General features: G+C 60.6%; 14 protein-coding genes and 1 pseudogene. 4 read left to right on the top strand and 11 right to left on the bottom strand.

Going from position 1 to position 19096, the window contains the following annotated elements; genetic code table 11:
• Positions 1-24: 24 nt before the first annotated feature.
• Positions 25-471, top strand: a pseudogene (locus tag PMN64_RS34855) (DNA polymerase IV); the annotation flags it as partial.
• Between the two features lie 339 nt (positions 472-810).
• Here PMN64_RS34855 and PMN64_RS34850 read toward each other — a convergent pair.
• The 9 genes from PMN64_RS34850 to PMN64_RS34810 form a co-directional block, all read right to left on the bottom strand.
• A complete protein-coding gene (locus tag PMN64_RS34850) occupies positions 811-2160 on the bottom strand; it encodes an MFS transporter (protein WP_411783993.1) in 1350 nt (449 codons plus the stop codon).
• A gap of 112 nt (positions 2161-2272) precedes the next feature.
• A complete protein-coding gene (locus tag PMN64_RS34845; protein ID WP_411783992.1) occupies positions 2273-3325 on the bottom strand; it encodes a leucyl aminopeptidase in 1053 nt (350 codons plus the stop codon).
• A gap of 61 nt (positions 3326-3386) precedes the next feature.
• Positions 3387-4199, bottom strand: a complete 813-nt coding sequence (locus PMN64_RS34840) for an alpha/beta fold hydrolase (RefSeq protein WP_411783991.1) — start codon at positions 4197-4199, stop codon at positions 3387-3389.
• Positions 4196-4912: an isochorismatase family protein gene (locus PMN64_RS34835; RefSeq protein ID WP_411783990.1), complete on the bottom strand. Its 717-nt coding sequence runs from the start codon at positions 4910-4912 to the stop codon at positions 4196-4198. Before PMN64_RS34835 ends, PMN64_RS34840 begins: the two co-directional genes overlap by 4 nt.
• A 32-nt stretch (positions 4913-4944) precedes the next feature.
• Positions 4945-6198: an FAD-dependent monooxygenase gene (locus tag PMN64_RS34830; protein WP_411783989.1), complete on the bottom strand. Its 1254-nt coding sequence runs from the start codon at positions 6196-6198 to the stop codon at positions 4945-4947.
• On the bottom strand, positions 6195-6683 hold the full coding sequence (locus PMN64_RS34825) for a (2Fe-2S)-binding protein (RefSeq protein WP_411783988.1): 489 nt from the start codon (positions 6681-6683) through the stop codon (positions 6195-6197). The genes PMN64_RS34830 and PMN64_RS34825 overlap by 4 nt, the downstream gene beginning before the upstream one ends.
• Complete coding sequence (locus PMN64_RS34820) at positions 6680-7555, bottom strand: FAD binding domain-containing protein (RefSeq protein WP_411783987.1); 876 nt, start codon at positions 7553-7555, stop codon at positions 6680-6682. Before PMN64_RS34820 ends, PMN64_RS34825 begins: the two co-directional genes overlap by 4 nt.
• Positions 7556-7557: 2 nt before the next feature.
• Entirely contained in the window at positions 7558-7995 is a 438-nt protein-coding gene (locus PMN64_RS34815) for a CoxG family protein (RefSeq protein WP_245288816.1), read from the bottom strand.
• Positions 7996-8011: 16 nt separating this feature from the next.
• Positions 8012-10270 carry a xanthine dehydrogenase family protein molybdopterin-binding subunit gene (locus tag PMN64_RS34810; RefSeq protein WP_411783986.1) on the bottom strand — a complete coding sequence of 753 codons (2259 nt, stop codon included), beginning with the start codon at positions 10268-10270 and terminating at the stop codon, positions 8012-8014.
• 290 nt (positions 10271-10560) lie between these two features.
• On the opposite strand from PMN64_RS34810, the gene PMN64_RS34805 reads away from it, so the two are divergent.
• Complete coding sequence (locus PMN64_RS34805; protein WP_244436026.1) at positions 10561-11028, top strand: MarR family winged helix-turn-helix transcriptional regulator; 468 nt, start codon at positions 10561-10563, stop codon at positions 11026-11028.
• A gap of 45 nt (positions 11029-11073) precedes the next feature.
• Here PMN64_RS34805 and PMN64_RS34800 read toward each other — a convergent pair whose 3' ends face one another.
• Positions 11074-11526, bottom strand: coding sequence for a DUF736 domain-containing protein (locus PMN64_RS34800; protein ID WP_035632290.1), 453 nt, complete (start codon positions 11524-11526; stop codon positions 11074-11076).
• Positions 11527-12642: 1116 nt separating this feature from the next.
• Between PMN64_RS34800 and PMN64_RS34795 the strand changes: the two genes are divergently transcribed.
• Entirely contained in the window at positions 12643-13872 is a 1230-nt protein-coding gene (locus tag PMN64_RS34795; protein ID WP_028342737.1) for a tyrosine-type recombinase/integrase, read from the top strand.
• A gap of 615 nt (positions 13873-14487) precedes the next feature.
• On the opposite strand, the gene PMN64_RS34790 is transcribed toward PMN64_RS34795, so the two are convergent.
• The gene (locus PMN64_RS34790; protein WP_411783985.1) at positions 14488-15579 is read right to left on the bottom strand and encodes an ABC transporter substrate-binding protein; all 1092 of its coding nucleotides are present in this window, start codon (positions 15577-15579) and stop codon (positions 14488-14490) included.
• Positions 15580-15775: 196 nt separating this feature from the next.
• Between PMN64_RS34790 and PMN64_RS34785 the strand changes: the two genes are divergently transcribed.
• Positions 15776-19096: molybdopterin-dependent oxidoreductase (locus tag PMN64_RS34785; protein WP_411783984.1), on the top strand; the 3321-nt coding region annotated here is incomplete at its 3' end.

Raw genomic sequence — 19096 nt, 5'->3', positions numbered from 1 at the left:
GCCGCGACTAAGGTGTGATCGGGTCAGTCGCTCGAATTCATGCAGGCCAATTTCGGCAAGGCCGGTGCGTACTACTATTGGATCTCGAGGGGCGTCGATAATTGTGAGGTCCGCGCGGATCGAATTCGGAAGTCGGTCGGCGCAGAGACTACTTTCTCCAGCGATTTGACCGAATTCCAAACGTTGGCCGCCGAACTGCAGCCACTGATCGACAAGGTCTGGCGGCACTGCGAAGACAAGGCAGCGCGTGGCCGAACGGTGACCCTCAAGGTAAAGTTCAACGACATCGAAATCATTACGCGCAGCAGGTCGGTACCTGCCGCGGTTTCGAGCCGCGCGGAACTCGAACGACTGTCGATCGCGCTGCTTCAGAACGAGATACCCTTTTCCAGGTCAGTCCGGCTGTTGGGGGTTTCGCTTTCGTCCTTACAAGGCGACGATGCGGCGCCGCAACTTGACCTGCCGATCTGAAGGTCGCGGCTGACACACGGACGTTGCCAATTCCGGACGATACGTCCTTATCTCCACGCTGTGGAAAACCCGATTGCCGATGCGGATTTATTGCATGGCCGCGACAAGGTCGGCAAGGACGCCGCGCATCGGCCGATCGACAACACCTGCCACCGGCGCACCGGCAGGCATGAAGAAGACGGCGCCGGCCAACATTTGATTTGCTGCAGAGCGTGTCTCGATCAGACGTCATTTGTCCGTATCGACGGCCCAATCACGCATTCCATCTTCCGCGCCGGGCCGACGAGATGAGCGCGATGAGCTCTCATCTCGCCGGCTGCGCGTCATTTCACAAGTGCATCATACGCTCGAGACCGGCGCAGCCTTCATCGCAGGCTCCGATTCCGCGTCGGCCTTGAAGCCCTTGGCGGACAGATCGCGACCGAGTGTTTCAGGAAGCAGAAGAGAAGCCAGAATGAAAGTAGCTGCGGCAGGAAGGGCCACGGCGACCATGCCGTTCAGCAGGCTTCCGCCGAAATGAGCAGCCGCAAGGGGTACGATCACTGGCGCGATGCTGCCAAGGCCGCGACCGCCCATATAGAATGTAGACACCGCCGTTGCGCGCAGGTTGACCGGATAAAGCTCTGAGATCCAGACGCCCGTCACGCCGAGCGCAACGTTGCCAATACCGAAACCGATATAGAGCCAGAACATCGGCCACTCGGTCTTCGAGCCGGCGTAGAGCTGACTTCCCCACACCGCCATGCCAACCAGGGATCCGACCCAAAACAACGCCGGCACGAGAGCACCGAGCCGGCGGCCAGCCCTGTCGTTGAAAAAGCCGTTGGCGAGGTAGCAGATGCCGCTGACCACGGAAAGAAGAACGGCCGTGGTGCGAACGACATCGCCCGGCGTGTGCATGTCCCGGAGCAACAGCGTCGGAATGAAGGAGACTACGCTGTAGTAGCAAAGCATGTAGCTCATCAGCCACACGAAGGCAGTGACGGTCTGCCGCGCCAGACCATTGCGGAACAAGTCTGCAAGGGGAAGAGTGCGGGCCGCGGCCGCAACCGGACCGGCCTTGCGTTGCGCCTCGTACTCCAGCCAGATCTTCGACTCGGGCATGAAGAAGCGAATGAAGATGATCAGCAGGATCGGCACTCCGCCGCTCAGCAGGCCGATGCGCCAGCTCCACTCGTCGCTGAACGTCGCGATAAGCCAGATCCCGACGATCGAAGCCGTGGACGATGCGATCACGGCGCAGCCCTGAAGCGCAGCCGCACCCAAGCCTCGGCTGCCTTTTTTCCAGGCCTCATTGAAAAGCACCATGCCAATGCCATACTCGCCGCCAAGACCGATGCCGGTGATGAAGCGCAGCACCGCAAGCGACCAGTAATTCCATGCGAACGCGGAAATGATCGCCGCGACCGAGAACAGCGCGATGGTGAGCTGAAGCGAGGTCTTCCGGCCAAGGCGATCACCGATGACGCCGAACAGGGCCCCGCCGATCGCCGATCCGAACAGTGTCAGGGCCTGCAGAGAGCCGATCTCTGTCAACGATAGCGACATCGACCGCTGAATCGCGGGCAAGAGAAACGGAAAGATCAGGACATCATAGAAGTCGAGAATGTATCCCAGCATCGCCGAGATCATGATCGAATACCGTTGCCTGGCCGTGTAATCTTCCGCGCCTGAGATGGTTCTAGACATGCAATGCGTTTCCCGTTGAAAGAGCTGGACAGTGGATGGTCGTTGCCGAAACGCTTTCCGCGTTATTGGGAACCGCGGATGCGGCTCCAGGTCTTGATCAGGCGGGCGAGGCCTAGCGGCCCGGTGCCCTCAACTCGGAATAGGCAAACTCACCCTTGTCGAGGATATGGACATCGTCGAGCCAAAGGCTGCAGCCGCGGAGCGGGATGTCGAGATGACACGGCGTGTCGTTCGTGCCGCCAAGCTCGGTATTCGGCCCCGTCGAGAACAGAACGTTTCCATAAAAGGAAAGCGCGTTCATGATATGCTCCGACGCGAGCTGCTGAGATGCAGCTATATGGTGCCAGTCGGCGCGCTCATTCGATCCCCAGCCGATATGCGAGATCGCCCATCCGCGTGGATCACCGAAACTGTCGATATAGTTCTTGATGAGCGTCGCGTCGGTCCCCTCGCCCTTGAGGTTGACGATGTAGCCGTCCTTGATGGTCAGCGTGACTGGAGACTGAACATGGCGCTTGAACGCGCAGAGAATGTCACCTGGCATCAGTACGACAGTTCCGTTGACGTCACCATCCGTGGCTTGCGTGAAAGCAAATCCCGACGGGAAATGATCCCAGCGGCCCGGCTCATCGGTGTATCCGTACTCGGAAATGACCGGATATTGCTTTAGGCCGTAGGTCACATCTGTTCCGCCCGGCGACGTGATGCGCATGGTTCTGGCTGACTGCAGGAGCGTTCGTGAGAGCTCGGTTCGCCGGCGGAGATCCTCGGTCGGGAACATCTTTTTGAGAATGTGGAACGGCTCCATTACGCGCAGAATGCGCGTGCCCGCTTCCTGAATTTCGAGTTGCTCGCGCGAGAACAGCAGACCCAGAAGATCAATCACCATATCCACGCGCTTGAGCGTGTCGATCGCTGGCCGGTTGCCTGTCAGCGCGTGTCTACCCTGCAGGCCCGCAACCTTGCTCTGGCCGTATTTGGGAACATTGAGATGGAAGGTTGTCGCACCGAGACCCTGGGCAGCCAACATGAATGTCTGGGCATATTCCGACTGATCCTCGCCGCCACTCAGGACGGCTACGACCTCGCCTTCCCTCACCTTGCAAAGTGCAAGCTCGGCCTTGAAGAGTTCGAGCATTTCAACATCGATGCGTTGCCGGGTCATCTTCAGTTATCTCCTCTTTGCCAAGCATGTATCTGCAACCGTCCGACCGGCCTTTGGGCGGTCAGGCGAGAACGTCATTGACGATCGAAAGGAATCCTTCCGTGTCGTCGATGTGCATTTGGTGACCTGCACTCTCCAGTCGCCTGATCACGATGGACGGCAGCAATCTTTGAATCTCTCTTTCATCTTCGGGACGGATGACATCGCCTTTGCCCGCAACGAGCAGCGAAGTGCGAACGTTGAGGTTGGCGAGGTCATTGTGAATGTCATCGTGATGAAAGCCCTTGTGGCTTTCGACCAGGGCGCGCTCGTCGCAGGTGTGCATCCACTCGGCCCGGGCGCGAATGTGGTTTTCGGGCCAGCGCGGCGCGGACGGGCTTCGCAGCGCCGCGTCCGCTTCCCCAAGGCTTGCGCTGTGAAGCAGCTTGAGAAGAGGTCCGATCGGACTTGGGTAGGCGCGACGTCCGGGGCCGGAGACCGGTGGATCGACCAGGATCAACTGCCTTATGGACGATGGCCGCCAGCGCGCCGCACGAATTCCGATGCGGGCCCCCATGGAATGGCCGAGCAAGGTATACGTGCCTATTTCCAGCGCCTCGGCGAACGAAACCAGATCGGAGGCGCAGGCATCCAGCGAATAATTGAGATGCGGTCCGCTTTCGGAAAGGCCGCGCCCCCGGACATCGAGCACATAGACGTCGTGTCCAACGCACAAACGTTCCGCGATGAACGCCCATTGTGCCGCCGTCGTCGAGATGCCCGGGACGATGACGATGGCGGGCCCGGCTCCGCCGAACCGCAGGTAATGCTGGCGGATGCCGTTCGCACGCACATGAGCGCCGTAAAGCAGACCGGAGACCGGGGCGACCTTCATGTCGGCCGATCCTTGGTACGATCATCCGCCAGCGCGCGAAGCCGCTCGATGGCTTCCGAGGTCGGCATCACATCTGCGTACTTGCTGGCTATATCGAACAGGTTGACCGCGTGCGAAGTCGGCGAACGATCGTAGACGGCGTCGCTCGGCACGATCGATTTGAAATTCAGCGCGCACGCATCGACTACCGATGCCCTGACGCAGCCGCTGGTCGTGCAGCCGGTCACGACCAGCGAATCGATCCCGGCCCCGACGAGATACGTCGTCAGCGGGGTGCCGAAGAATGCGCTTGCCTGCGTCTTTGGCAGCAGCAGTTCCCCCGGCTCTGGAGCCACCTCGCGAACAAAGTCGTAGCCCTCGGGCGGAATTTGCATGATGCCCGGAATTTTTGCCGCGAATGCCCCCTGGTCATGGCTGACCTTGCTGGCGACATGCGGAAATATCACCGGCCATCCTCTGCCGCGAAACAACCGCATCAGTTCGGAAATCTGCGTTATGGCCTGCCAACCAGCCTCACCGCAGCTGGTTGGATATTGCTTGATCGCGTCGCGGATCGGCATCGGCCGGTCACCAACCGAGCGGTACTGCACGTCAATCACCAAGAGCGCGGGCCGCCTGCCGAATCCAGCCGCGCCACCCAACCCTGCGATGGCATAGGTCTCGCGCTCTTCGAGCGGTATTACGTCGTCCCAGGGCTGCTCTTTGCCGATCATCGTTGTGCACCGGTGCTCGTGGAGGAGAGATGTCAATGAAGAGGCACGGCGGTCGCGTCGTACTGGTAGATCCAGTCGTAACGAGCGGCGGTCGCTTCCGGCGCCCACTGGGTCCTGATGTAGTCTCCCGCCGTTTCGGCCTTGCACAGCGCCGAGTTGTGGAAGATCGGCAGCATCCCGGCAGCGGACTTCACGACCCTGGTTGTGCGATCAAGTCGCAGGCTCTGGTATGTCTGGAAAGCTCTCGCGAGATCGTCGGGCTGCTGCTCGAAGCAGCGGGCGAGAACAGACGCGTCCTCCAACGCCATGTTCACCCCCTGACCGAGATACGGCAGCATCGAATGGCAGGCATCTCCAAGAAGCGTGACCCGTCCTTGCGACCAACCAGCCAGCGTAGGCCGCACGAACAGGCCCCATTTGTGAAGGCTATCGACGTTGCTGACGAGCGCGATGATGTCGGGATGCCAGCCCAGGAAGTCCTTCAGGCACTCCTCGACAGAGCCCTTCTCCGACCACGATTCCAGGAGCCAGTCGTTGCGATCGACCTGACCCGAGAACGTCATCAATTCCGTGTTCTGCCAACGGACCGGATATGCCGTGACATGCGCGGTCGGCCCGATCCAGGTAGACACCACGGGCTCGCGCTGATGCGGCTCGAGGCGGTCGACCGGCACAAGACCACGCCAGGCGATTGCATTGGTGTACTGGCTCTCGATCTGGCCGATCAGACCGGTACGAACCTTCGAATGGGAGCCGTCGGCGCCGATCAAGGCGCGACCTTCGATCTCACGGCCATCTGCGAACTGCGCCCGAACTCCCTCGTCGCTCTGGCTGAACCCGACAACATGGGCGTTCAGATGGATGGCGTCCGCCTTCAATCGCCGCACACCGTCGACAAGGATCTTCAGCAGATGCGCGCGCAGCAGAAGATAGGGTTGGTTCCGGGCCGCGTCGGAGCTCCGATTATAGAGCGACCACGTTTCACCCGTGTTCCAGAGCCGGATGGAACGTCGCTCTGCCGCGATGCAGTTCTGCTCGACTTGCTCGGTGAGACCGAGATCACGAAGAACACGCACACCGTTCATGGAGACCCAAAGGCCGGCGCCTACCTCGCGCAACTCGGACGCCTGCTCGAAAACGTCGCAATCGATGCCGCGTCGAAGCAGCGATAGCGCCATCGCCAGACCGCCGATGCCAGCGCCCGCGATAAGGACACTCGTTCTTTTGACCTGATCAATACTCATGATATCTCCAGAAGGTAGCTGCGCTGTCTCGCGCGGATTCAACCGGCATCCTGCGAGACCTGCTGGACCGCAAGGCTCTTCACGGCTTCGAAAATCTTGGTGTAACCGGTGCAGCGGCAAAGATTGCCGTGCAGGTAGTGGCGGATTTCCGCGTCTGTCGGGTGTGGCGTGGTCTTCAAGAGCGCCGTGACCGCCATGATGAAGCCGGGCGTGCAGAAGCCGCACTGCAGACCGCCATGAAGCACGAACGCCTCCTGGATCGGGGATAGTCCGTCCGGCGGCGTCACGCCCTCGATTGTGGTAACCTCGCGCCGATCCACATCGACGGCGAGCGTTGTGCAGCTCGAGATCGGCTCACCGTCGAGAAGGACCGTGCAAGCGCCGCATACTTCCATGTCGCAGGAACGTTTCGTTCCCTTCAGGCCCAAACGATCTCGGATAAGATCGATCAAGAGCACATGAGCCGGGACGTCGACGGCGATCGTCTTGCCGTTCAACGAGAACGAGATGGCCAACACCTGTGTCATTTCAGCCAGCTCGTCCCGGCGATGATCGCCTCATCGGCGTTACGCAGAAGAAGCACGCCTGCAAGGTGACGCTTGTAATCGGCCCCGCCATGCCGATCCGCGTTGACCTCAAGCTGATCCAGCGCCGCGGGAAGAGCTGTCTCAATCGCCCGGCGGGCCTCTGCCACCGCTACGTTTCGGAGGGCACCTTCGACGGCCGTCAAAGGCTGTGGCCGCGAACCAAGCGCGCCGACCCGCACACGGGCGCTTCTGATCGTGCTCCCGCCGGCGTTCAGTGACCAGGCCATCGCGACGTTCACTGAGGGCCTCTCACCATGCTTGAACCGGCGATAAGTTACCGGTCCCGCGGGCCGTGGGAACACGATGACTCTCAGCAGCTCGTCAGGCTCGCGCACAGTTTCCATTTCGCTTCGGATGAAATCATCAGCGTGAATTTCACGCGTGCCCTTGGATCCATCGAGCACCAGTCGTGCGTTCAAGGCCGCGAGCATCGTCGGCGGATCGGCGTGGGGCTCTCCGAAGCACAGGTTGCCGCCGATTGTTCCGACGTTGCGGACCCTGATGTTCGCCACCTCGGCGCAGAGCGATGACAGCGCCGGCACGTGCTCGCGGATGACGGAATCGCCGCTGATCTTCTTGTGCGTGCAGCGCGCGCCGATCTCGATCTCGTTCATGTCGTTGACGGCGATGCAATCGAGCCCAGGGATGCCCTTGATGTCGATGAGGCGGTCCGCACGGATGACGCGCATTTTCATCGCGAGCAGCAACTCGGTCCCGCCGGCGTAGAACATGCCGTCGCCAGAATCTCCGACGACACGCACGGCATCGGCGATCGTCGAAGGCCGCTCGAATTGGAAGGGTGACGGCAGCATGATCAGGCCGCGCCCAGCATTTCTTTGAGCCGCTTCTCGAACTCTTCGAAGTTCTGATCGACCCGGCGTTTGATGATGCCGAACCCCATGGTCGCAAGCCGGCCCTGCACGTCGACTTTCGCGTCCACGGCAAATGTGGAACCAGACCCTTCCTGCGTGACGGTCACGTCGAGGACAACCGCCAGCCGCGTTCCTGTGATCTTGTCGCGGCCTGTAGCGCGGGTGCGCACGTGAGACGGCTCGGTGATCGATTCAACGATGATGTCAGCCGGCACTTCGAGCTTGAATGGACCGATCTTCTGCTTGACGGTCGCCTTGTAGGTTGCAAGCCGCTGGATTTCCTCGACGCTTTCGCACCCGGGGATGCAGCTTGATATGCGCGGAACGTCGAGCAGCGTGCTCCAAAGCTGCGCCGGCGTCGCTGGCACCGCCATCGACATGTTGAATTCCATGAATTCAGCTCCTCTTCTGTAGCGCGCGCCACACTTTTTCGGGTGTCATTGGTAGATCGGTGATTCGGATGCCGTAGGTGGAGAACAGCGCGTTGGCGATCGCCGGTGCGACTGGAAGGATTGCTCCCTCGCCCATTCCTTTGGCGCCGCCAGGCCCCGGGCCGTCGCCGTTTTCGACAAGTATCGTGTCGAACGAGGGAGGCACGTCGGAGATCCGCGGTATCGAATAATCGATCGGCGTCGCGTTGACGGGTTGCCCGCCCTCGAACTCGAGGGCCTCGTAGAGCGCGTGACCGAGCCCCATGACAGCGGCGCCCTCATCCTGACCTTCCGCAGCGACGCGATTGATCACACGACCGACGTCGGCGGCGCTGGCGTACCGAGGAACATGGATCTCGCCGGTTTCTTCATCGACGACGATCTCTGCGAGACCCGCGGATGTCTCCCAGAACAGAGGTGACTCGGCCAGGGAGCCCTTCTTTGAACGCGGCGTTATGGCGCCGCGGCCGACGACTTCTCCCGAATCGACACCCAGGCTGCGGTGAAATATCTGATGGAAAGTGAGAACTTCTGAACCGGTCGCAACGCCCCCCTCGACGAGTGACAGGCTGTCGCGGGGAAGCTCCCAGACCTCGGCAACCATTTCGAGAATCTGATCGGCCGCGTCGAGAGCGGCGCTCTCGACGGAGAGGCCAACGACGACGGTCGAGCGGCTCGCGCCGGTACCCCAGTCGTATGGGGCGACCGCCGTATCGGAGCGCAGGACGGTGACCGCAGACACATTCTGCTTCAGGGTCTGCGCCGCGATTTGGGCCATCGTCGCGTGCGCACCCTGACCAACCTCGATGCTCGAGACTGAAACGAGGACCGACCCATCGATCTTGAGACGTACGATCGCGTTGCTGATCGGCGTATTCGCCGGATCGGTTACGGCGACGGCCAATCCGCGCGCTTGACGGTTGGACGCCTTCGTCTCGGATGCGAACGATTGCGCTACCCGGCCAATCAGCTCGCTCATGTCCATGTCGAGCGCGCGCAGATCGGGACGGATGCGCTCGCCACGCGGGACCAAGTTGAGCAAGCGGAACTCTGTCGGATCCATTCCGATTGCCGCAGCCAGATTATCCATGTGCGATTCCTTGGCCCATACGGCTTGCGGGCCGCCGATTGAGCGAAATGCCGCGCCCGGGACGGTGTTCGTGTAGACCGCACATGCCTCGAGGCGCAGATTCGGCACCACGTACGGCCCCATGATGCGATTCGCCGATTTCGTGGCGACCGCCGAGCCCGTATCTGAATACGCGCCGCCGTCGAGCAGAAGCCGGGCGCTCTTCGCGAGGATCCGTCCGTTGGCATCGACCGCGGTTCGAATCATGATGTCTGCGCCGAGCCTTCGGCAGGTGAGCATCGACTCGGCCATGGATTGAGCGACCCGAACCGGGCGCCGCACCTTCCAGGACGCGGCGGCGACCAACGGCTCGATCTTGACGGATGCCTTGCCGCCGAATCCCCCGCCAACGAACGGGACGATCACGCGGACCTTGGCCAGCGCCAGGCCAAACAGCCTGGACAGCACCTTCTGAACCGCGGTCGGCGTCTGCGCACCTGCCCAGACCGTCAGGGACTCCCCCTGGAAGTCGGCGATGACCGCATGCGGCTCCATCGCGAAATGCGAGATCGCCGGAAACGTGAAGTGGTCTTCGTGGACGTATGCCGCAACTGCCTCCGCAGCTTCGACATCCCCGACGTTATTCCTGTATGTGTGGAATATGTTGCTGTTCGAGGTCGGCCTGGCGCCTCCCTTGAAGTAGAAGTCTTCGAGGTTGTCGTGATGCTCATGGATGAGCGGCGCATCCGCCATCATCGCTTCACGGATGGTCGTTGCATGAGGGAGTTCGTCGTACGCGATCTCGACGAGTTCCGCGGCGGCTTCGGCGATCTCGATGGTCTCAGCGATCACCACGGCGACCGGCTCGCCCACATACCGGACCCGGTCGGCTGCCATGATCGGGCGGTCCTTGAGTACGACACCCCAGCAACCAAACGAGACGACATCCGCTCCGATGAGCACGTCGACGACGCCGGGCACGGACCTGGCAACGCTCACGTCAATCAACGAGATGCGCGCGTGAGTAGCCGGCGAACGAACCACAAAGCCGTGCAGCATCCCCGGGATCACGAGGTCGGTAACGTATTCTGCTCGCCCCGTAACCTTCTCGATGAGGTCGGGTCGTACGGCACTCATGCTGTCAGTCACTGACATGCTCGGATCCGGGGTGCGAGGTCGCCCCCGATGGTCGGAAAGCCTGCGCGGCTCCTCCCAGGGGGCAATCCTCAACCCCTATCCCAATTATCACTCGTATGCAAGCACTACGCTTGTCTACAAGTGATAATACCTCCGGCGCCCGGGACGGATCAGACTCCCGGTCAGGCGGCATGGATTCTTGGCGTCAACGAATGTAGACAAATGATCAACTCGGGACTTCCGAGGCCGAGCCATCCAGCTTTGTTCAAGCCGAGCCACGGCCAAGTGCCGCAAGAGGACGAAAAATCGTGCAACCGAAAACCAAGATGGCTCCGACGGAGAAGCCGAAAGAGGCCGCACAATCTTACAGGTTGGACGATGCGCCAGGATTCCTGTTGCGCGTAGCCCTCCGTACCCACACATCGATCTTTGTCGCGAAAATGATCGAAGAACTGACCCCACCCCAATTCTCGACGCTGGCGAAACTGAGGGAAGTCGGATCATGTTCTCAAAATCACCTGGGACGATTGATCCACTATGATTCAGCAACGATCACTGGCGTCATCAATCGCCTCAAATCGCGCGGGCTGATCAAGAGCTCCAAGGATCCTTTGGATCCACGACGACGGCAGATCGAATTAACGGACAAAGGGAGGCGGACGGCGGACGCTGCGATCGAGACCATTGGCGAGATTTCCGGCGAGACATTTGCCCCATTGACCCGAGAAGAATTTCGGACTCTGACAGAGATCCTCAAGAAAATCATACGCCGCTGAGCCCCACAGCGCTGAGCCGGCTGACAAGCTGATCCCGCAAACGCTTCAGCCGCCGAGCAAAAAAATGGCCCGGCACGAGCCGGGCCAAGTCCAGGGAGGAAGCGAAGGATGTGGATCCTTCGCAAACGCCGAGCGCGGATCTCGATCGAAGACAGCCCAACGAACGATCTCAGCGACAGAACTATCTGGTATGCCGCCCGGCATTTTGTGCTGAAGAAGACGGAATTGCACTGGTTTCCGGCATTTTCGCGTGACAAGGCCGGGATAAGCCGCATCGGCGGGCGCCATGCTGCATGGACCGGAGGCTAGTTGGTCCATGCGCCGGATCCAGCCGGCCCCGATCTCGGCTCCGTGCGCGATGATGCGGAAATCTGGCTGAGCCTCAGTCGACTTGCCGCTATTGGGAACGATGTCGATGTGGGCGCGGATGGACAAGGTCTTGAGCTCACCCCTGTAGCCGCCGTTGTCCGTGCGGGTGACGAATCCGATTGCAGTCATGGTCTGTCTCCTTCGCTCTCGCAGGGCCGATCCCTCGCGATGGCGAGACCGTCATGGGGAGCGAAGTGCCATTGAACCCATCGGGGCGAAGCGCAGCGGCGCACCCGAGAGAGCGGCCTTTGCAGCGAAGCGGCCGCGAGGAGCCGGTCTGCCGGCGGGGAAAAAAGGAGCTGGCGAGGGTTTCGGATGGCGGGGCGCTTCCCATAGGTCGTCACGTCCATAAGCAGGGAAGTCGTCCGCGGAAGGAGCCAAAGATGGACACTGAACGCATCGAAGACGCTGAACCAAGCGTCTCAGGCGGCGCGTCAGGCCAATGCACAACCTGTCAGATCTGCCAGTATCGGCGAGACGCCCGGCCTGGTAGAATCGCGCGAGGCATATCGAGCAGCCGACGAATGTCATTGAGTCGTGAGACTGTCGGTATTTAGCCAGCGGATCAGCGAGGGAGCCAATCGCCTCACTTAAGCGAGCCGACTTCGCGCGCGTGAATTAGAAGGAGCACGCATCACCCAGTCAAAGCTAAGTTGGCCCCAAAAGCGGATGGAGCATATCGAAAAAGTGATCGACATCCGCATCTAGGACAATGTTGGCGCGCCTGTCCCGAGCCTTCTTCGCAGCCGCGCTAGCCTGCCCAAACTGCCGCTTGTCGCAATTGAGCTGCCGTCCACGAGCCGATTGTATGTGTCGATGGGCACAGATGACCTCGAGACGTCTAGCTCGCGTGGAAGAACGCCTCCTGGCGATTGCGCTGAGCGGCGCGGTACTCCCGATCATTGCGGGCGAGCACCAGCGCCTCCGATCCTCGTCCGGCAATTCAGGCCAAGCACACGCTTCAGGGGACCAGAAAAAGAACAATGGCGTTCGCGTGAAACTCGATCACCGTTAGTGCTTCGCAGATTGCGATTTCGCTAACATGGCTGACGTCTCAAATCGCCGGGAGACCATTGGCCAGCACGACCCTCTCCGGCTTTCTGTGGCCGCGGCCGTGGCATTCCCGGATGGTTCGATGACCGCTTCCGGATTGCGCCGAGAGAACGCTCGCGGGCGACTCATCATCGAGCGCATCGCCGGCAAGGACTACACGACACTTTTTCATATTGAGCGAATGAGGGAATTATGCCGCGTCGAAGCAAGGGGGCCCGGCTCCAGCTCAAAGCCGCCCGACGAGACAAGGCCGGCAACGTCACCCATAGAGCAACCTGGATCATCCGGGACAACGGCCGGGATATCGGCACAGGCTGCGCTGCAGATGAAATTACGGCCGCCGAGCAAACGCTGAAGGATTACATCGCATCGAAGTACACCCCCAAGCGCAAGGCCCAGGACATTGAATCGATCCCGATCGGCGATGTGCTCTCGATCTATCTCGATGCCGAGCTCGCCAAGCTCCGCGACCGATTCAAGATCGCCGAAGATCAAGAAGAGGCAATTCCCGGCATACGCAAGTTCAAGAAGCGGATTGGTCGGCTGAACGACTGGTGGGGCGCGAAAATGCTTGCTGACGTCGACGGCGAGCAGTGCCGTCAATTCGCAAGGGAGCGCGGCAACAAAGGAGGCTCACGGCGCGATCTCGAAGACCTGCGCGCCGCCATCAATCATCACGCTGCGGAGGGCTACCATCGGGGTATCGTCAAGATCACGTTGCCGGCAAAGGGCGAACCCCGCGATCGGTGGCTCACGAGATCCCATGCCGCGAAGCTGATCTGGACGTGCTGGCGGTACCGCGAGATGCAGAGAATGTCCCGGGGGTCATTGAAGGGCCAAAAGGTCGCGACAGGAAAACGGCCTTTGCGTCACCTCGCCCGGTTCATCCTGATTGGCGTTTACAGCGGCTCCCGCGCCGGAGCGATCGCAGCGGCCTCACCTATTCCGGCAGTCGGCCGCGCGTTCGTCGATCTGGAGCGCGGCATTTACTACCGGCGCCGCCAGGGCGACGCAAAGACCAACAAGCGGCAACCGCCGGTGCCGATCCCGCCTCGCCTGCTTGCGCACCTCAGACGGTGGCACCGGATCGATCATCACGCAAAGCACTTCGTGGAGTTCAATGGAAAGCCCGTTACCTCGGTGAAGACGGCGTTCAAGACCGCGGTGCGACTGGCCGGCTTTGGCGCGGGTATTTCGCCCCATACGCTCCGGCATACGGCAGCGACCTGGCTGATGCAGCGCGGCGCCGATCCCTGGCAGGCGGCGGGCTACCTCGGCATGTCGCTTGACGTCTTGCTCAATACCTACGGTCATCATCACCCCGATTATCTCGCGGACGCGGTCGAAAAGATCGCCAAGCGAGAGAGGAAGCTCGAAGGAAACGGGGGCAGTTTCGGGTCGGTGCTGCCCCTCCGTAGATAGAAGATGCAGTTCACGTGACTTGGATTGCTAGTGGAGCCTGGATGATGGCCTCAAGTCCCCCACGTCCGAGGCGTTTTTTGTTCTCGGCGGAGAGAGTGTCAGTCAATCCGCGTTGGAAGATAAGGCGTTTTTGATCCTCCAACGCCAAAACCCACCATTTGAGCTACGGCGAATGCCTGCGTCTTGCTTGCAAACAGTTGAGCCTCAGGTGGCAGCAGAAAGCGACGGCTGCTCGATCCTCCAGATCAAACGGCTTTCCTGGGCGAGGATAAGATGCTCGGAGGCTCTAGGCCGGCCGGTCCGAATCCTTGTCGCGTGCGGCGTGCCGCCGCTCGAACTTGCCCATGTTGGGGAAGCCCCCAAAGATGGCTGGTTGAGGCCCGACCGCACTCGTGAACATGCCGAGCGGACGTTAGAGATATTTAGCCAGCGCCGCCATCGCGAAACGGCCGAACACACCGGTGAACTCGACCATCTTCCGCAGGCGGATGATGTCGATGCGCAGATCGACAAACGCATGCACGGTCATCGGACGGCTCGCATGTCATATCTCCGCGCACCCCAATCCACTCGACCGCGCCAGCCGCCATTACGTCAAGCGCGGTGATCGCCCAGTTAACGAACCGATCCAAGGTCAAACTCTTTCGCTTGCCTGATGATGGCATCACGATCGTAGTTGTTGATCTCGTCGATCAGGTCATTAGTGTACATTCGCGAAGTCGGAACGGGGCGGGCTATCTGCCCTCCTGCCAGCAGAAAGCTGCTCAAGTTTTTCCAATCTTCTTCAACGAAGAGACCGTTCTTTCCGTTGGTCTTGGCACTTCTCCACCCGGGACTTCGTACCTCGAGGATCTTCAGACCTTGAGCGAGGGCCTGCTGCGCACCCAATTCCCCAGGACGGCTCTCCGGATAGACTTTCCAGGTGATCATGACGGCCGCCACCGGATTGGCGTTGGTGAAATCGATCGCCTTTGATACCGCTCGCGCAAATCCGATCAGCATTTGCGGATTGTTCTTGATGACGTCGTTCTTCGCCAAAAGCGACAGATCCGGCAGCGCATCCAGATTCTCACCGACATCGAGATTCCGGAGAGCGAGGCCGCTGAGTCCGAACCGGACGTTGGCAACATCCCAGAACGCGATCGCATCGACGATCTTTTGCCGAACGGCGCTCACGGCTTGGGAGCCGACCCCGATCGGAATGAACGTAACGTCCCTGTCCGGGTCCAGCCCCGCTGAACGCACATAAGCTTTGCCGTAAGTGACGCCTCCACTTCCCAATGAAGGGATACCAATCTTCTTTCCTCGGAGGTCCGCGATCGATCTGATGTTGCTGTCCGCCGGCACGGACATGGACCAGATATTGCGATAGCTGTAGTCGTAGAAGTAGCGGACATCCAATGGCGCCGCTGAATTCTCTTGCATGCCGATCACGGCCTGCGAAGGACTCGCAGCACCTAGATTGGCGTTGCCGGAGGCGACTTGAATTGCGATCTCGTTCGAGCCGCCGACGGTCAGCAGATCGACGTCGAGCCCTTCCCGGCTGAAATAGCCCAGATACTTGGCGACGATGAAGGGCGCCTGCGCTTCATCCATATTTCGCACCCCGATCAAGGCTTGGACCTTGTCGGCCGCGAACGCGGGCTGGCCACAGTGCACGCCAAACGACACCATCCAGGCAAAAAGAACCAGTCGCAGATTACCCATGCCCGCCCTCCTGTGAATGGCGGATTGATACACTTGTTGACCGATTAGTCAACATGGCATAAGATCGACGTACTTCGTCGGTGAACATGCTTGCTGGCTCAACCGGTTCGTACCTCGCGACTTTTTGTGCCGCTCCGGAACAATTGCTTGCGTCAAAGAGCGCTCCAAGAGCGCGCTACACTCACGGAAATCGGCAATGGGAGAGATCCGAAGCTTCTGCACGCTGTGCGGCTCGCAATGCGGAACGATCAATGTCGTCGAGAACGACCGGCTGGTCGCCGTGCGAAATGATCCCGGCCATCCGACCGGGCACGCCGTCTGTCCAAAAGGCCGGGCCGGTCCGGAGATCGTGGCCGCAAACAATCGAATCCTCTATCCGATGCGCCGCACCCGGCCAAAGACAGATCCCGATCCAGGGTGGGTACGTATTTCCTGGGACGAGGCGCTCGATCTTTGTGCGGGAAAGTTACTCGATATCCGGGAGCGCTACGGGGCCGAAGGAGTCGCTTTTGCTGTAACGACGAAAAGCGGAACCGGTATCGCCGACAGCATCGAATGGATTGATCGGTTCGTTCGCTTGTTCGGAAGCCCGAACATCGCGAGTTCGACTGACGTTTGCAATTGGCACAGGGACGTGGCGCATCGGTTCACTTTCGGCGTCGGCATGCCGACTGCCGACTATGCGCATGCGGGGCTGATTATCCTCTGGGGGCACAACCCCACCAGCACCTGGCTGGCTCAGGCGGACGCAATTGCGCGCGGCCGCGCGAATGGCGCAGCCATGATCGTCGTCGATCCGCGAGCGACCCCGCTCGCCATTGACGCCGACGTTTGGCTCCAAGTCCGACCGGGCACTGACGCCGCTCTGGCGCTCGGCGTGTCAAATCTCTTGATCCAGGAAGGAGGGGTCGACCTGGAATTTCTCAGGCGGTGGACCAATGCGCCGATGCTCGTGCGTGAGTCCGACGGACTGCTGCTAAGGGCGCGGGATCTCCGGGATCGCGAAGGTGACGAGACGGCACAGCAATTCGTGGCGTGGGACGTTCGGACCGACGAACCTTGCATCTATGATGCGGCCCGCCTGCTTGACGTCGATACCGCTCGCCGATTTGCCCTGACCGGCCGGTATGAAGTCCGGGGTCATCACGGCGAAGCGATCGCGTGCAGGCCTGCCTTTGATCACTTCCAGCGGGCCTGTGCCGCTTGGACACCCGAGCGGGTCGAGCAGGTAACCGGCGTTCCACGCACAAAGCTGAAAGCCGCCGCATCGCTGATGGCGAGCCACAGCAAGATTGCCTACCACGCCTGGACAGGCATTGGCCAAGGCAGCAACGCGACGCAAATAGAGCGTGCGGTCGCCACGCTCTACGCTCTTCGCGGATCGTTCGACGAGATCGGTGGCAACCGCATCCTGGGCAGGCAGCCCGCGAACAAGGTCGACTCGACGGACCTCCTCGTCGAGACGCAATCGTGCAAGACGCTCGGACGCGACATCCGTCCGATGGGACCAGCAGCCGAAGGACGCGTGAAGCCGCTCGACGTCTACCGCGCCATCGTGACCAGCGATCCTTATCCGATCCGTGCGCTCGTCGGCTTCGGATCCAATCATCTCCTCACGCAGGGAGACACCGACGAGATTCGCCGAGGGCTGGAGGTCGTAGAGTTCTATGTCCACACCGACATCGTAGAGACTCCGGTGGCCCGTTATGCCGATGTCCTGCTCCCGGCAAGCACTCCATGGGAGCGGGAAGGTCTACGCTTCGGTTTCGGCATTAGTGAAGCCGCCCAGAACCTGATTCAGTTGCGCCCGGCCGTCTTGACCCCGCGGGGAGAAGCACGCTCCGATCTGGAAATCGTATTTGCCCTGGCTGAACGTCTGGGCATGGGCGACAAGTTCTTCCACGGCGACATCGACGCTGGCTGGAACTACATGCTGGCTCCTCTCGGGATCACCGTCCAGGATCTGCGGGCGAATGACGGCAAGATCGTTCGTCCGATCGAACATGCCGTACGCAAATATGGCCACGTTGATGCCAGGGATCGCGTGGCGGGCTTCCAGACTGAAACAAGACGGGTCGAACTCTACTCCGAACTGCTGCTCCGAAATCATCAATCTCCTGTGCCGATCCATGCGGAAGAGCACGTCGATCGGTCACTCTATCCGTTCACACTGATCAGCATGAAGAACGGCGTCTTCTGCCATAGTCAACATCGCGGGATCGCCTCGCTCAGGCGACGCGCCAGCCGACCGACAATCCGATTGCATGGGAGTGTTGCGCGCCTGAAGAACATCAACGACGGGCACAGTGTCGAAGTCACGAGCCGTCACGGCTCCACGCGGTTCGTCGCCGAGATCGACGATACTCTCGCATCCGACGTACTGGCCGCCGACTTCGGCTGGTGGGAGGCCTGTGAACCGCTCGGCAAGCAGTCGTACGCGCTGACAGGGGCGGCCAGTTCCAATTTCAACAGCCTCGTCTCTGCCGAGACACGCGATCCGGTCAGCGGCTCCGTCAACCATCGGGCGATCGCGTGCGACGTCCGATGTGTCGGCGATTTGGGCAGCCGCTCATGGCAGGGGTTTCGGCGTTTCATCGTGTCGGATCGGCATGCGGAATCGGACTCAGCCCTTGCCATTTCGCTGTCACCGCAGGAAACCGGCGCGCTGCCCGACTACGAACCCGGCCAGTACGTACGTATCAGGCTGGCACGTCCCGACACCGGTGAACTTCTGACGCGCGCCTATTCATTGACCGGAGCGGCGGGCATCAGAAATCGATCGGAATACAGGATCTGTGTGGGTCGCGCGTCAGCCGGCGCCAGTGACGCCTCAACCTCACTCTCGTCTCTCATACATGAGACCTTGAAGGTAGGAGATATGGTCGAGGTCGAGGCTCCGAGCGGCGCCTTTACGATGCCGACGGTATCATCCGTTCCGCTGATCCTGATGGCAACAGGCATCGGCATCACTCCGTTTATGAGCCTTCTGAATTCGCTCGATGGCGATCAAATGCCTTCGGTCACCTTGTTGTACGGCAACAGGAACGGCTCGGAGCACGCATTCAAGCGCCAACTTCGAGCTCTTGCACAACGGTTGCCGAGACTTGTTGTCAGAACTTTCTATAGTCGACCACGCGCTTCGGATGTTCCTGGAGCCGATTTTGATGTCCACGGTCGCCTCGATGCCGCTCAGATCGACGCCTCACTGGTCATGGAGCGCCCGCGATTCTATCTATGCGGCTCCGATACAATGGTCACGTCGACAACGAGGAGCCTGGTTTCCTTCGGTGTGCCAAAATTCGACATTCACACCGAAGTATTCATCTCGCCGACGAACACGCTCGAAAAAGGCCTGGGCCCTTGCTCGGTCTCGTTCAAGCGATCGGGCATTTCGTTCCAGTGGGGTCCCAAGGACGGCACGCTGCTCGAATGCGCGGAGCGATTGGGCATACGCGCTCCAAGCGGCTGTCGGGTCGGGCAGTGCGAGAGTTGTGCAGTGCGCGTGCTGGCTGGAAGC

Origin of the sequence: Bradyrhizobium sp. UFLA01-814 (genome assembly GCF_046718885.1) — a bacterium.
Lineage (GTDB): Bacteria > Pseudomonadota > Alphaproteobacteria > Rhizobiales > Xanthobacteraceae > Bradyrhizobium > Bradyrhizobium elkanii.
This window is presented reverse-complemented; position numbering and strand designations above follow the sequence as displayed.

Excerpts from the sequence above, each read along its gene's own strand:
- PMN64_RS34850 (WP_411783993.1), bottom strand. The coding sequence starts at position 2,160 with ATGTCTAGAACCATCTCAGGCGCGGAAGATTACACGGCCAGGCAACGG.
- PMN64_RS34845 (WP_411783992.1), bottom strand. The coding sequence starts at position 3,325 with ATGACCCGGCAACGCATCGATGTTGAAATGCTCGAACTCTTCAAGGCC.
- PMN64_RS34840 (WP_411783991.1), bottom strand. The coding sequence starts at position 4,199 with ATGAAGGTCGCCCCGGTCTCCGGTCTGCTTTACGGCGCTCATGTGCGT.
- PMN64_RS34835 (WP_411783990.1), bottom strand. The coding sequence starts at position 4,912 with ATGATCGGCAAAGAGCAGCCCTGGGACGACGTAATACCGCTCGAAGAG.
- PMN64_RS34825 (WP_411783988.1), bottom strand. The coding sequence starts at position 6,683 with ATGACACAGGTGTTGGCCATCTCGTTCTCGTTGAACGGCAAGACGATC.
- PMN64_RS34820 (WP_411783987.1), bottom strand. The coding sequence starts at position 7,555 with ATGCTGCCGTCACCCTTCCAATTCGAGCGGCCTTCGACGATCGCCGAT.
- PMN64_RS34815 (WP_245288816.1), bottom strand. The coding sequence starts at position 7,995 with ATGTCGATGGCGGTGCCAGCGACGCCGGCGCAGCTTTGGAGCACGCTG.
- PMN64_RS34810 (WP_411783986.1), bottom strand. The coding sequence starts at position 10,270 with ATGTCAGTGACTGACAGCATGAGTGCCGTACGACCCGACCTCATCGAG.
- PMN64_RS34800 (WP_035632290.1), bottom strand. The coding sequence starts at position 11,526 with ATGACTGCAATCGGATTCGTCACCCGCACGGACAACGGCGGCTACAGG.
- PMN64_RS34795 (WP_028342737.1), top strand. The coding sequence starts at position 12,643 with ATGCCGCGTCGAAGCAAGGGGGCCCGGCTCCAGCTCAAAGCCGCCCGA.
- PMN64_RS34790 (WP_411783985.1), bottom strand. The coding sequence starts at position 15,579 with ATGGGTAATCTGCGACTGGTTCTTTTTGCCTGGATGGTGTCGTTTGGC.